This window comes from Marinilabiliales bacterium, from assembly GCA_007695015.1.
GTDB lineage: Bacteria > Bacteroidota > Bacteroidia > Bacteroidales > PUMT01 > PXAP01.
The window spans coordinates 1-13,589 of sequence record REEN01000112.1 but is presented as its reverse complement, the minus strand read 5'-3'; the positions used below and the strand labels follow the sequence as shown (position 1 = coordinate 13,589).

Genomic DNA, 13,589 nt, shown 5'->3' with positions numbered 1-13,589 from the left:
AATAATCATCCAAAGAAAACTCTCACCTGTTTAGAAACTATTTACACCCAACCCAATGGATTTAAGGAGATATTCTAAAGATGTAATTTCGCCATTCGGGTTTTAAATACTGAATAGTATTCCTATATTTGGCGAATTCATTAATGGATTTCCCTGCTTCTATTATGGAACTGATTTATGCGCACCAGGTTGGTTTTGATCAGTTGAAGAGCACACGGTTTGATTATCTCCTTTCAGCCTCAGGATATGAAAACAGGTGCACCTACCTTATAGATAACCTTGATATAAATGCAGGGAAAAAGATTGTACTTGCTTACGACGATAACAAAGACCTGCTTTACCGGAAAAAGAACGACAAAAGGTTTGCAGATGAAGGATTTGAATTCATTGAGGAATCCAGCGGCGACACCGCCAGTCTGACCCGGCTTTTGTCAGCTATATGCAGCCGCACCGGTAACAGATGCAAAGTGAAAATACTTGTTGATTATTCGTGCATGAGCAAGTTATGGTATGCCGCCATTATAAAATATTTCATTTCCAACGAGCTGCCGGTGGATAACGTGGATCTCTACTTTTCATACACATCAGCAGTTTTTTCAGAACCCCTGAAAGCAGATCCTAAAGCATTGCTATCTGCACCGAGGGGACTAATGAAGGCAAACAGGAATACCGGGAAGCCTGTTGCTTTGATAGTGGGCCTTGGTTATGAGAAATACCTGACGAAAAGTGTAATTGAGAAGATCAGGTATGATGAGCTGTACCTCTTTTATTCTGATCCTGCTTTTGACAGCAGGTATGCCGACAGGGTCATGAAAAACAACAGGAAGCTCATCAGAATGGTTCCCCCTGAGCAGTTGTTCAAATACCCTGTGGAGGATTTCCGGCAGACAGATGCCCTGCTTACCCAGACCACCCTGGAGTTAAGGCTTAAGTACCATGTTGCAATCCTGCCGGTAGGCCCGAAACCCTTTACCCTGTCATCGCTGACCCTGGCTGCCAGATATCCCGATATAGAGGTCTGGACAATCGAATCCGGCTATTCACCGGCCAGCTATAACCGCAACCCTTCCGGGGAACCTATGGTCTGCAAACTTCTGCTCAGCAGCGATGAGGATACTCACCTTTGATGGCAGTCCGCTACCGCTTCCATGGAAACTTTTGCAGCAGCGAAACATTGCAGAAAGCGTTTTTTTCCCCGAAAGGGAGTTGAAAAAGTGAAGGATAAAAGCTGCGAAACATATGCCTGCCCGAAACAATATATTGATTTCCGCCGTAAACACCGGAAAGAATAAACCGGTATGCAGAATAATATTTCAGGCCTGACTTGCGAGCGTTGCAGTAAGGCCGCAGCACGTGAGATTGTATGTGCTGACTGTATAAGCGAATTGCTTGAAATGCACGATCACAGAATCAGCTGGAAAATGGCGCTGGATATTGAAAGGGAGGAGAAAGAGGGAGAGTCACTTTCTATTCAAATTCAATAAGATTGAATTTTTTATTAAGGATTGATTCATAGTACTGGCCGCGCTCAAGCAGGTCGTCATCGCCGCTTTCGTAGTGCCAGTTGATTATTAGTTTTTTCCCCTCCAGATTGTCTGTCAGTATCCTTAGCACGTCAAGGATGAACCGCTGGGAGCTTGAATTGAAATATTCAAGCTTAATGTCAAATACAGTTGTTTCTTCAGGTTTCAGTACGTAGTTATTCATCCAGTCAATGACAGGCTCGAAAAATTTTGCAGGATTCTCATGAATGGACCTGCCGTGTATTTTGAATTTTCCGGCAGGTGATAAGCTGATTAATGGTGTCCGGTTGGTACTTTCAATAAGAAGGGGCTCCATTGCTGTCCTGATAGATTGAAATATAAGTAAAAATAAAACAATTAATCCAACATCGCAACCCGGGAGCAAAAAATCGTGTTTACAGGTTATCAGCCTCGGACTTTTCAGTTCCGGTCAATCGTCAATATCATCGAAGTCTTCAGGATCTTCAGAAAGTGATGCATCGCTGGCATCAATTTCAACATTATCGTCGTCGTCCTGCTCTTTATCATCAGTATCAGGTACGGTATCTATCTTTACCTTCACCTTGACAAGGTAGCTTGCATTTTCAGTATCCACTGTTATTGCGTGGAAAAAATCATCACTTCCCTTTGGGACCTTTATTACATAGTCACCATACCCGTTTGGGTATTTCTTCCGGATAGCTTCCATGACCCCTTCCGGAAGGTTATCGATGCTGACTATCAAGCGCTTCTTATCCATAAATCAAATTTCCGGATCATAAACATTATTCTCGCTCACCAGAACTCCCCCCTTTAAGGCATTAATTGCTGACGGCGGCTCCATTATTAGGCAAAATAAGTAAAAAAATCATCTCAAAATTTTAATGACCTGAAAATTTTTGGTATTTTTTTTAGGGATTGCAGGTTTACTGCTGCTGAAAATAAAATGTGATCATCCCGCTTTGTACGGGAGGAGCATCAGGATCCTGGTTGAAGCGGCTTGCCAGCGAGGCTTCAACAGCAGTCTCATGTATGCAGATCTCATTGAAACCTGAAGGATTTCCGTCAATGGTAGCCCTGACTACTCGACCCTGTCTGTCGACCGAAATGTTCACATTTACAACCCCGCCATCAGGACATCTGTAAACAGGTACCGGTATCCTGATATGATTGCGTCCGGTTAGCTCATAAGTAATTGTTGTAGGACCGCTGTAAGGTTCATAATCCTCTTCTTCAAGGTTTATTATTTCAGTGACAGGCTCAAATTCAATATCAGGCTGGTCGGGTACCGGCATTTGTCCGTTAGCCGCATTGTTCAGAATTTCATCAACTCTGCTGTCAAGCTCCGACATCTGTTCAGGTGACATATCCCTGAACTGGTCGGGTACCGGTCTTTCTTCGGAAATATTTACGGCTATATTCCTGGGCGACTGCATATTACTGGCATCATCCTGCAATCTTCCCTCATTTGCCATCAGCGATTCAGTAAGTGCCCGGAATTCCTCTTCGGTAATATCAGGTGCGAATTCGATAAGAAGGCTGATCTCATTACGGTTGTCCACACTTGTCAGCTTTGCTGCCATCACAATGACCGCCAGCAGCAGGTGGAATATCACCGTACCAAGAATTCCGTTAATGTTTTCTTTTATTATCCTGAGCATCTTTTCTGAATGCCATTTGTCCCAAAATAGCAGCAAAGATAAAACGCATGGGTGAGAACTAAAATTTTACTGAAGGAGATTCGTACGTTTTGTCTTAAAAATCGGGTCCATTTTATAGCTTTACAGCGAAAAATCATTCTTATGCAATCAGAGATCATTATCACACAGATCATAATGCTCGGCATTGTTGTGATCATAGGTGCAGCAGCAGCTAAAACAGGCATTATTACCGAAAATCTTAAGGAAGGCATCGCCTCTCTCGTATTTAATATAACACTGCCGCTGTTGATACTCAGCTCGTTTACCGCGCTTGATATAACCTGGGATCTGCTGAGAAACGGGATAATGGTTATAATTCTTGCCTATTTGGCTATATTCTTTATGCTTATGACGGGCAGGTTCTCTGCCCGGCTGCAAAAGATGAGACCTGAGACCTCATCCATACATGTAATGCACACTGCCTTCGGTAACATTGTATTCCTCGGGTTTCCCCTGATGGATGCACTATTTCCGGGAGGACAGGGCCTTTTTTATGCCACCCTGTTCTACCTGGTATCAAATTCGGTGATGTGGACCGCCGGTGTCAATATTCTAAGCAATAAGCATAAACCGGATACGACAAGTACGGTAAAGAACCTGCTGAATCCTAACACTCTGGCATTTGTGATTGGAATAGCGCTTATGATGGGAAGAGTTAACCTGCCGGCTGTGATTGATGTTCCACTACGCGGACTGGGTCAGACAACACACTACCTGTCAATGCTCTACATAGGGGGAATGCTTGCACAAACCAACATTCGCGGCGTGTTTGCAATGAAGCGCGTCTATCTCCTGTCACTTAACAAGATGATTGTTTCCCCTGCCATACTTATTATATTGTTCAGCCTGCTTTTAAGAGTTTTTTCTCTGGAAATGGACACGGTGGCATTCTCTGTTGTAGTCCTGCAGGCAGGCACCCCCTGTATGGCAATAATTGTTGTTCTTGCAAGAAGGTTCAATGCCGATGATATTCATGCAACAGAGAATGTATTTGTTACAACACTTTTCAGTATCTTAACGCTTCCATTTCTTTACTGGATGGTGCAAGCAATTGCATTTTAGACTTTGACAGGACAGTTTGCAGATATTGTTATATGGATCCGGTAATAAATATATACCTTGGTTTACTACTGGCGTTCACCGCAGGAGCCACATCCCTGCCGGGTAACAATGATCTGCTGGCCACCGGGGGAATTGATCCTGTAATAACAGGAAAAGCACATGACAGCAGGAGCGACACCCTTCTAATGTTTCTTGAATGCCGGGATAGTATAGATGGCTGGGCTATTAACGAAATACGAGAGGTTGCTCCGGGCGATCTGAATGCCCACTATCCCGGAATAGTCCCGCTATTTGAAGAATACGGCCTGGCCGGGATGTATGTTGTCACGCTTGCCGATGACACCGGCAGGCTGATAATGATAGAGGTCTGCCGGATGGGAGATGCCGGAGGTGCATATGGTCTTTATTCGGTCACCAGGGATCCTGGCAGCGAATTCACAGCAGCCGGTGACGAATCGGCATTGTCGGGCAAAACCCTCCATATCTGGCGTGATATTTACTACATAAAACTTCTTTCCGAAGAGGCAGATAAGGATGAACTGATGAAAGTCGGATACCGGCTTGACAGCTCAATTGAAAGCAGCGGCGACAGGCCCCGAATAATTGAACTGATCCCCGACGAAGAATTCGTTTCAGACAGGACAGGATACTTCAGGGGCGGATACTCCCTGAGTTACTTTCAGCCCTTCGGACCAGATGACATTACCGGTTTCGGCGAGGGAGCTGTGGGGGACTTCGGATCATACAGGCTTATGATATTTGATTACAGCTCTTATGATAAGGCGGTTAAGGGATTGTCGGAGGCTTGCGGATCGCTGCTGAACAGCAAAAGGTACACTGCCGGCGATGACCAGTGTCCGGATATCATTTTTGAAGATAAGGATGGCCAAAGGATGATAATCCAGGCATACGGGAGATACCTGTTGTTATATACCGGCATGGATATAACAATACAACCTGAGCTTTTTGAGCAGATTGAGGATATTATTTACAGAGATATCTCAAATGGAAGGTAAGCGTTTTATTTATACTTTTGAAGTCTAGTATGCGAGGCAATAAAATAATATCCCCAGCTATGAATATCAGATCGGGCCTGGTACCGGGAGCTATATTTGTTTTATTTTTATTGGTTTCATATAACTCTTTTGCACAGTTAGATATATGGCCTTATCTGAAGGAATTAAGTCATGACATGAATGATGACGGCCCTGAATTTATAAGGCAGGCTGACCAGCAGAGGCAGTATGCCGAAAACCTGATATCTGTTTCAGCTGAAGCAGGAAGGAGGGAAGGTATAGAAGACGGATTCGGCGAATTGTTCAAGGCGTCTGAAATCCTGTTCGATCTGCTTGACACCCATATGGAAGTTGCCAAAGGGGGTGTTCCTTATCCGCTTCCCTCTGAAATGGGAAGAGCTTCTGAAATGGAGCGGAAGTCCGCCAGCTACATCGAAAAAGCCGGGCAGCTGAAGAAGGAGGCGGCGGATATCCGTGATGGTAATAAAGCCGTATCTGTTCTCTATATGGCCTGGGATCTGAAAATGATTGCCATACTTCACAAAGTCAGGGCACTGTATATCTACCAGGACTTTCCCATGATCTATGAATACCCCTGGAGTTATGATTATACTGTTCTTGAGGACTCCCCGAGAGAGGCAAAGGGAACAATAGAGGCTGGCCACCAGGAGGAACCCGGAAACAATGCAGAAGGCCAGGATATTGAGAATACTCCATTTGAGGAAGCATTTGATACGGGCATTCATTACATAATACAGATTGCCGCTCATACCGGGGAGATAGGCGAACGTCAGCTCAATGCAATATACCAGGGTGAAGAAAGGGTTAGTGTAATGTTTGAGGACGGGTGGTACAAGTATTTTATAGGTCCTTACGAAACTTATGAGGAGGCTGACAGCGCCATGAAAACCTCAGGACTCAGAAATGTATTCATTGCAGCTTATTACGAGGGACAAAGGATAAGCGTGGGAGAAGCAAGAAGGAGGGAGGCCGGAGGGAACTGATATGTGTTACCATTACTCCATAGCCAGAACAGCTACAGAAATAGCAGCCAGGTACGGGATTGAGCCTGCTCCTGTCCCCATCAATCCGGAGCCTGTATATTATCATGTAAACGGATTTAATCATAATCCCCTGCCGGTTGTCTATAAGGATGTTGATGGCGGTCATTTAAAGCTGGAGTTTATGAGATGGGGACTGGTACCCGGGTGGGTGAAAGGGGAGGATCAGGCAATGAAGATGAGGAGCGCCACCCTTAATGCAAGGGCAGAGACGGTTGCCGACAAGCCCAGCTTCAGGGCGGCTTTCCGCTACAGACCATGCCTGGTACCTGCGACCGGTTATTTTGAATGGATGCATCACAAGGGTAAAAAATACCCGTTTTTTATCCATTTGCCGGGCAGAGAGCTGTTTTCATTTGCCGGAGTATGGGAAGAGTGGATCAATGAGCAGTCCGGCGAAATATTGCGCTCCTATTCAATTATAACCTGTGATGCAAATCCACTTGCAGCCAGGATACACAATACCAAAAAACGGATGCCGGCAATTCTTAGTGAGAATTCTGCCGGAGTGTGGCTGGAAACAGATGAAAACAGAGATTCGCGGCTGGCACTGCTTAAACCATATGAAGATTCTGAGATGGATGCATACAGCATAAGCAGGCTTATAACCTCGAGGAACAAGGATTCTAATTCACCTGAAGTAACTGAACCATACAGGTATCCGGAGCTTAACTAAATCAAGGCTTCAACTTATTGGTACGCCAGGGTGCAAGCGGATGCTGATATGACCTTAAAGGTTTAACTGGGCGCATATAACGCCTGCCGGTATCAACATATTGGTGCGCCAGAGCGCAGGTAACGCCTGCCGGTATCAGTTTATCGGTGCACCAGGGCGCAGATAGCATCTGCCGGTATCACTGTTCAAATGATGCCTCAAGCCACGAAAATGAGGGTACAAGTCCTATATTATCGGCAAATGCGGTACCCGGCCCTGTTTTCTGAATTACGATAGTAACCTCCTTGACATCAGGCCCCGTAGTAAATTCCAGCACACTGTGTTCCCAGAGATTCCCAGAAACAGAACCATAAAGATCTTCGCCTCCGTAGCCCCTTACACCGATCCTGATCTCAGCAGCATCACCTGTCTTCAGCCACCCGGCAAGTATATAGGTTGTGTTTGGCTCCAGGCCTTCGACAACCTGCATTATCCCGTCTGTATCTGTGCCGGATAGCTTCACGCCATTGCCGTTATAGGTGTCGCGGGTATCAGGGTCGGTCATTATGGTGCCGGGGCCTGATAACGACAGGATCTGCGCGTTTTTGGCATCAGTACGTTCCCAACCGATAAGCGGATCTCCACCGGGCGGATCAATATAGCTGCTCAACTCAAAACCGGCATTATAGATCCGGTTTTTCAGGGGTGTATCGGAGAGCCTGTAGACAGGAGAGGGCGGTTTTGCAAAATCGTGCCCTGCCTTCCAGGGTGGCAGTCCGTTTTCAAATGCACCTATATCGGGAGCGGTACCGGAATATATCCCTGTAATTCCCGGGATGAAGATCCCCTCATTAATACCCGGACGTGAATCGGAAACAGCGGCTTCGAGGGGTGATCCCGTGTCAATCCCGGCCTCTGTCAGGTTTGCAGCAAGCCTGTAATCAGGATGGGGCTCGATCTCACCGGTCATCAGGTTATTGATCACGATATTGCCGTACATGCCATCAGTTTCCCAGCGCCCCCAGTTTCGCAGGGTTCCGAATGCAGTGTTATTGGCCATTATATTGAACCCGGAGGGCCTGTTGAAATTGAGGGTGCCCAGCTCTACACCCCAGACTACATTATGATGGCATACGTAATTGGTGGTGAAATTGTCTAGATAGAGTCCGAATTGTATACCCTCCGAAAGGTTGTCATGAAAGATGTTGTGCCTGATCTCGGTACCGCCGCCATCATTGCCGACAGTATAGTACATTCCAAGGTCATGTGCGATTAGCCCTACATGATAAACATGATTGTACTTAATCAGGTGGGCGAGGCCGGCGGACTGTATCCCGTCCCTCCCTGCATCATGTATTGTACTGTGGCTTAGCATATTTTTGTAGCCCGTTATCCTCACAGGGGTGCCGTAACAACCGAAATAGCTGATATTGTGAATATGGCAGTTTATCACCGAATTTCCTGTACCCCCCAGGTGAATTCCATGCTCGACTGAAAAGGCTATCTCGCTGTCGCGGATGGTATTGCCTGAACCCGATACATATATACCCGATCTCTCTCCCAGGTAATAGCTTGTTTCGCCACCCCTTGAATGGGATATATAGCGCGCCCTTACATCCCTTACCATGCAGTTGCGGGCATTTTCCATATTTATCGTTGCTGCATGTATGTCAATGCCTGTAATATGTATATGGGACTTACCGCTAAGGTCGAACGCCGTCATCAGCCTCTTTGCTGTGACCCGGTGCCTGTTCGGATCAACACCGGAAGGAGGGATGATGTACAACATCTGCTCATCTTCATTATAGAACCATTCTCCGGGCTGGTCAAGGAATGCAAAATTGTTTACAAGGTAAAACTCATCTTTGTGTTCACCGAGCCAGGATCCACGGGGCTCGGGATTGGCAGGGTTCATATGCCCCTCTGAGAAGTCGGGAACACTGAGCAGCACCTTTTTCTTTTCAGCATCATAGCCATGCACCGGCCTGGTCCAGCTCGTCCATTTGCTGCGGGCCATCACCCATATCACGGTACCCGTCCAGTCGTCAATATCTTCGAATGCCGCGGGAAAACCATCAAAGATTATCCCGTCATCTTCAGCACCTGTCATATATGCTCCTGCAGGGTCCATGATATCTGACCCTGCCGGTTTTGAAGGCCACCTGGCCTCATGCATCATCTCCCCGTCGAAAAAGAGCTGGTTGTTCTTTCCCAGCGACCATTCCATCGGTGCTTTCCAGATGTTACCACTGTGCCTGATCCATTCCGTTACCGGGGAAGCGCCCGTAACAGTCACCCGTTCGCCGGGCGCAGCCATGAATTTTACCGGGGCAGTTTCAGTCCCTGACCTCCCCGGCACAACAGTTTCATGGTATATACCTTCTCCAATGATGCACCTGTCGCCTGGTTTCATTATATCTGCTGCATACTGGATCGTTTCGAACGGCTCTTCTTTTGCGCCCGAATTGCAGTCGCAGCCTGAAGGAGAAACATAATACACCTTTCCTGCTGCCTGCATATTTTCCGTAGCGGCAATGGCAGGGCAGGAGAGGATCAGAAAAATAATCAGACAGCAAGTGCGTGAAATTATTGGCATTAACAAAGAATACTGAAAGTATTTATTCATGGTTGTGGGTTTTTGACCGGTGCTACCTGGCCCGGTCGTTGGTTTTCAAAGGCCTGATATTATCGTAATCATCAAAAACAAAAAAATTCGAATACAAAATGCTCATTATGAGTATCATCGTGCAGCCCGCAAATACGGCTAGCATAATCATAATCTGGTACTTGATCGCAGTAGCCGGTGATGCGCCCCCCAGTATCTGTCCCGTCATCATCCCCGGAAGGGAGATTAACCCCATAACCGACATTGTTGCGAGCAACGGGTTCAGCCCTTTTATGAGTGCCTCCTGAATGTAGGGGCGGATTGCCTTTTTACGGCTTCCGTTGTTCGTCAGTATGAAATAATAGAGTTCCCTTCGCTTTGAGAGACCGTCAAAATAGGCAGATAACCCCACAATATTATGATTTATTGAATTCCCGAGCACCATTCCTGAAATCGGGATGAAGTACCTTGCATCAAAAAAATATTCAAGCCTGATTACCAGTCCGATAAAAAACCCGTCAATAATTGCCATGGCTACCAGTCCGGCCAGCACCAGCGGCACAAGGAAGACCCTCCATCTGAGCTTGACCCTGTAAACAGTTGTGCCTGCACCTACCAGCACCATTGCAAAGACCCACAGGGAGTTGATCCAGGGATTGTTCATCTCGAAGATCCATTCAAGGTAAACGGCCACCAGTGCAAGCTGGATTATCATTCTTGCTGTGCTTATGAACAGGTCAGCCACAAGCCTGATACGGTAATAGAGGAATACAAGCAACGGCACAGCCAGTATCACAAATCCAAGCAGCAGGTCAAATATTCCGATGTCAGCCATATAGCTTGTTTATTTGAATTTGGTGGTACAATCTCATTTTCTGCTCATTGTCATAATGCGATTACTTTTGCGGCCGACTGCATCCACATATGATTGTGGGAAGCAGAAACGACAGTTGTATTTTCCAGGTTTCCGACCACCCGGACAAGCCTCCCGACAGATTCATCATCGAGCGACGATGTCGGCTCGTCAAGGAGAACTATATCCCTTTCAAGCGACAGGCATATCGCTATTACGATACGCTGTTTCTGTCCCCCGCTCATTTCGTCAAAATCGCGGTACAGCATGTTGGCAGGCATGCCCAGTTTCTCAATGAACCCGCCTGTCAGCAAGGCATTGTTCTCCCTTCCCATTAACTTCAGCAGCTCTTTTCCGTTGCCGACCGGGAGGTTTATGTTCTGGGGGACGTATGACATCTTCTGTCTTATCTGCCTGATATTGACCGCGTCCAGCTTTTTACCTGCAATCCTTATGGTGCCGCTGGCAGGCAGCACATATCCCTGCAGCATCATGAGCAGGGTGGACTTGCCTGTGCCGGAAGGGCCGGAGAAACATACATTATCACCCTGATCAATATTGAATGACAACTTGCTGAAAACAGGTGTGCCGTTGAAAGAAAGGGAAATATCGAGAGCCTTGATCATCACTATGAAATTTCGAACCGGTTTAAAGCCGGGATGCAGTCAAAAATAGCAAAAGAATAAATGCAAATTGGCAAAAATCTTCAGGACAGTAACCCCAATATTGTATTTATTTTCACCATCCCATATAAGCAGTCCCACAAGGGCCGGCCGGCGGGCAAGGGGAGGGGTAAAGCAGAATTTATCAGGTTATGCCGAACACTCTTTTTGTGAAGCGAAGCGAGCAAAATGGGTGTATACCTAATAATGCCACGATCAACAATACACAAATCAACCAATTTATTTTATCTTTGAGTTAAGATATCTTAATACCTTCAATGGACGACAAAGTAAATTACTGGAAGGATCTTTCGGATTATGATCTTGAAACAGCAGAAGCAATGTTGAAAAGTAAAAGATTTTTATATGTGGGATTCATGTGTCATCAGACCATTGAGAAGATTTTTAAAGCTTATTATTCCAGATTGACATCTGAAGTAGCTCCGTTTTCTCACAGTTTATCCTATATAGCCAGAAAGGGTGAGTTTTACGATATTTTTTCAGAAGATCAGCAAGATTTTATAGACCAATTAGAACCCCTGAATATAGAAGCGAGGTACCCATCACACAAGGAAAGACTACTGAAGAGCCTTACTTACGAAAAATGTACTGAGCTAATTGAAAAGACCCAACAATTGCAGCAATGGATAAAATCGAAGCTATAGATAAGGTGAAAAAGTACAAACTTTTACTTGAAGACCATTTTCAGCTTGATAATGTGTACCTTTTTGGTTCTTATGCCAACAACACGAACAGGGAAGATAGTGATATTGATGTTGCCATTGTTATGAGCAATATTCCGGAAGATTTCTTCGCCGTTAATCCACTTTTGTGGAAAATTCGAAGACAAGTTGACGATAGAATTGAACCTATCCTTATTGATAAGGATAACGAAAAATCAGGCTTCCTTGAAGAAATTAAACGAAGTGGAATCGAGATTTAGGCAAGTCCAGATATTTTTAACACCCCAATTATTATTATAATCCGGATAGTTGTTATACTTCTTAACTGGCTCGGCGAAAATGGACCTCATCCGATTTACCCCGGCCCCCTTTGACAGATTAGCCGGTTAACACATTGATCGTATGGCCAGTGGGCAAGGAGAGGGGAAAGCAGAATTGATCAGGTTATATTAACGGGCGGGAAAAAAGTTTTACTACTTTGACAAATACTGCATTGCCGAACACTCTTTTTGTGAAGCGAAGCAAGCAAAATGTGTGTGAACTAAGTGTTAAGGGCATAAACTTTTCAAATAATAAGTTTTTTATTTCGTTAAAATAATAAAGAAAGATTTGTATTTTTATGAGTATAAAGGATCACAGCAGATTTCAATCAGTTTACTTTCAACCATAAAATAATGTGTAATGGAATATATAGCAGAACGTATTACCATTGATGACAATATTTGTAATGGTCGCCCCACAATCAGAGGCACGAGAATTACCGTTCAAACTATACTCGAGTTTTTGTCAGCAGGAGATTCTGCCGAGGATATTCTTGCTCAATATCCGTCTCTTGAACCTGGTGATATTAATGCCTGTATCAAATTTGCAGCTGATTTAATGAAAAGTAATTTTTCTATTAAGCTTGTAACATAATGGTTCGTTTTTTAATAGATGAGAACCTGCCTTATTACTTTAACCTTTGGAATAGCAAAGAATTCATCCATGTTATTGATCTGGTAAACATTAAAACTGACAGTGATATCTGGGAGTACGCTAAAAAGAATAATTTGATTATTGTCACCAAAGACAGCGATTTCTCAAATAAAATATTGTATAAATCACCTCCACCTAAAGTCATTCATATAAGATTCGGAAATCTAAGAATTCAGGAGTTCTATAAGGTATTAGATAAAATGTGGACTGACATTGAGGAAAATATTAAAACTCACAAATTAGTTAACGTGTATAAAGACAGAATCGAATCTGTTAGCTGAATATTTCTTTTACTATCAAATCTGGCACTTTTTAATAAGACATTAAAGACAATATTTTAAAGTCATTGCACTAACACATTTCGAAGCATTGAAGGAAAGAGGAATTATTGAAAGAGTTTGTGGTACAAGAGGCCATTGGAAGATAATAATAGACACCTGACCATGCTGTTACCGGACTTCGTCGCGATAACTGATTCTATGTTAACCATGCCTTTCAGGCCTGGCCGTAATTTCCCTTTGTTTGTCCTATAATGGATTGCATTATGTTAATATAGCTTTGGTATAAATTCTGCGTTCTCCTCAGAGGGTATGGCCGGGATGGCCTGGGCAGTATAAACCGGTATTGCCATATAGTTTTTTTACGGATAACTACCGGCACGTAGCTCCTCCATGTGTAAATGGGGAGAAATATCCCCCGTTCAAACTTTTCATGTGTAACAGTAAAGGCCAAATGCCATGCTGTGGGGTCTGTCATAGACGTAAAAAATCTCTACCTTCCCAAAAGGCATCAGTGATGATAAAAACAAAAAAGCC

General features: G+C 44.6%; 16 protein-coding genes. 10 read left to right on the top strand and 6 right to left on the bottom strand.

All coding sequences use genetic code 11. The features are described 5' to 3' along the window. Positions 1–164 precede the first annotated feature (164 nt). Together EA408_13375 and EA408_13370 are read left to right on the top strand one after the other, a co-directional pair. Positions 165–1,127, top strand: a complete 963-nt coding sequence (locus EA408_13375; GenBank protein ID TVR68513.1) for a hypothetical protein — start codon at positions 165–167, stop codon at positions 1,125–1,127. Positions 1,128–1,298: 171 nt separating this feature from the next. Continuing rightward, the gene (locus EA408_13370) at positions 1,299–1,484 is read left to right on the top strand and encodes a hypothetical protein (protein ID TVR68512.1); all 186 of its coding nucleotides are present in this window, start codon (positions 1,299–1,301) and stop codon (positions 1,482–1,484) included. On the opposite strand, the gene EA408_13365 is transcribed toward EA408_13370, so the two are convergent. The 3 genes from EA408_13365 to EA408_13355 form a co-directional block, all read right to left on the bottom strand. Beyond that, on the bottom strand, positions 1,468–1,839 hold the full coding sequence (locus EA408_13365) for a DUF1987 domain-containing protein (protein TVR68511.1): 372 nt from the start codon (positions 1,837–1,839) through the stop codon (positions 1,468–1,470). The genes EA408_13370 and EA408_13365 overlap by 17 nt on opposite strands. 114 nt (positions 1,840–1,953) lie before the next feature. Continuing rightward, the gene (locus tag EA408_13360; protein ID TVR68510.1) at positions 1,954–2,262 is read right to left on the bottom strand and encodes a hypothetical protein; all 309 of its coding nucleotides are present in this window, start codon (positions 2,260–2,262) and stop codon (positions 1,954–1,956) included. 166 nt (positions 2,263–2,428) lie between these two features. Beyond that, positions 2,429–3,163 (bottom strand): hypothetical protein, encoded by a 735-nt coding sequence (locus tag EA408_13355; GenBank protein TVR68509.1) that lies wholly within the window; start codon positions 3,161–3,163, stop codon positions 2,429–2,431. A gap of 141 nt (positions 3,164–3,304) precedes the next feature. Here EA408_13355 and EA408_13350 point away from each other — a divergent pair, with 141 nt between their 5' ends. From EA408_13350 to EA408_13335, 4 genes are read left to right on the top strand one after another with little or no spacing between them, the layout of a single operon-like run. Next, positions 3,305–4,264 (top strand): AEC family transporter, encoded by a 960-nt coding sequence (locus EA408_13350; protein ID TVR68508.1) that lies wholly within the window; start codon positions 3,305–3,307, stop codon positions 4,262–4,264. A gap of 32 nt (positions 4,265–4,296) precedes the next feature. Continuing rightward, positions 4,297–5,280: a hypothetical protein gene (locus tag EA408_13345; GenBank protein ID TVR68507.1), complete on the top strand. Its 984-nt coding sequence runs from the start codon at positions 4,297–4,299 to the stop codon at positions 5,278–5,280. A 59-nt stretch (positions 5,281–5,339) separates the two neighbouring features. After that, the gene (locus EA408_13340; GenBank protein ID TVR68506.1) at positions 5,340–6,284 is read left to right on the top strand and encodes an SPOR domain-containing protein; all 945 of its coding nucleotides are present in this window, start codon (positions 5,340–5,342) and stop codon (positions 6,282–6,284) included. A 1-nt stretch (position 6,285) separates the two neighbouring features. Continuing rightward, entirely contained in the window at positions 6,286–7,017 is a 732-nt protein-coding gene (locus EA408_13335; protein ID TVR68505.1) for an SOS response-associated peptidase, read from the top strand. 178 nt (positions 7,018–7,195) lie between these two features. Here the strand turns inward: EA408_13335 and EA408_13330 are convergent, their stop codons facing one another. Genes EA408_13330 through EA408_13320 form a run of 3 tightly spaced genes read right to left on the bottom strand, consistent with a single transcriptional unit; the run spans position 7,196 to position 11,080 of the window. Beyond that, positions 7,196–9,622, bottom strand: coding sequence for a hypothetical protein (locus EA408_13330; GenBank protein ID TVR68504.1), 2,427 nt, complete (start codon positions 9,620–9,622; stop codon positions 7,196–7,198). 22 nt (positions 9,623–9,644) lie between these two features. Further along, entirely contained in the window at positions 9,645–10,436 is a 792-nt protein-coding gene (locus EA408_13325) for an ABC transporter permease (GenBank protein ID TVR68503.1), read from the bottom strand. A gap of 50 nt (positions 10,437–10,486) precedes the next feature. Continuing rightward, positions 10,487–11,080 (bottom strand): ATP-binding cassette domain-containing protein, encoded by a 594-nt coding sequence (locus EA408_13320; GenBank protein TVR68502.1) that lies wholly within the window; start codon positions 11,078–11,080, stop codon positions 10,487–10,489. 314 nt (positions 11,081–11,394) lie between these two features. Here EA408_13320 and EA408_13315 point away from each other — a divergent pair, with 314 nt between their 5' ends. From EA408_13315 to EA408_13300, 4 genes are all read left to right on the top strand, one after another. Beyond that, a complete protein-coding gene (locus tag EA408_13315) occupies positions 11,395–11,781 on the top strand; it encodes a HEPN domain-containing protein (protein TVR68501.1) in 387 nt (128 codons plus the stop codon). Next, a complete protein-coding gene (locus EA408_13310) occupies positions 11,760–12,059 on the top strand; it encodes a nucleotidyltransferase domain-containing protein (GenBank protein ID TVR68500.1) in 300 nt (99 codons plus the stop codon). Before EA408_13315 ends, EA408_13310 begins: the two co-directional genes overlap by 22 nt. A gap of 421 nt (positions 12,060–12,480) precedes the next feature. Next, complete coding sequence (locus tag EA408_13305) at positions 12,481–12,714, top strand: DUF433 domain-containing protein (GenBank protein TVR68499.1); 234 nt, start codon at positions 12,481–12,483, stop codon at positions 12,712–12,714. After that, positions 12,714–13,055, top strand: a complete 342-nt coding sequence (locus tag EA408_13300) for a hypothetical protein (protein ID TVR68498.1) — start codon at positions 12,714–12,716, stop codon at positions 13,053–13,055. Before EA408_13305 ends, EA408_13300 begins: the two co-directional genes overlap by 1 nt. Positions 13,056–13,589: the final 534 nt, after the last annotated feature.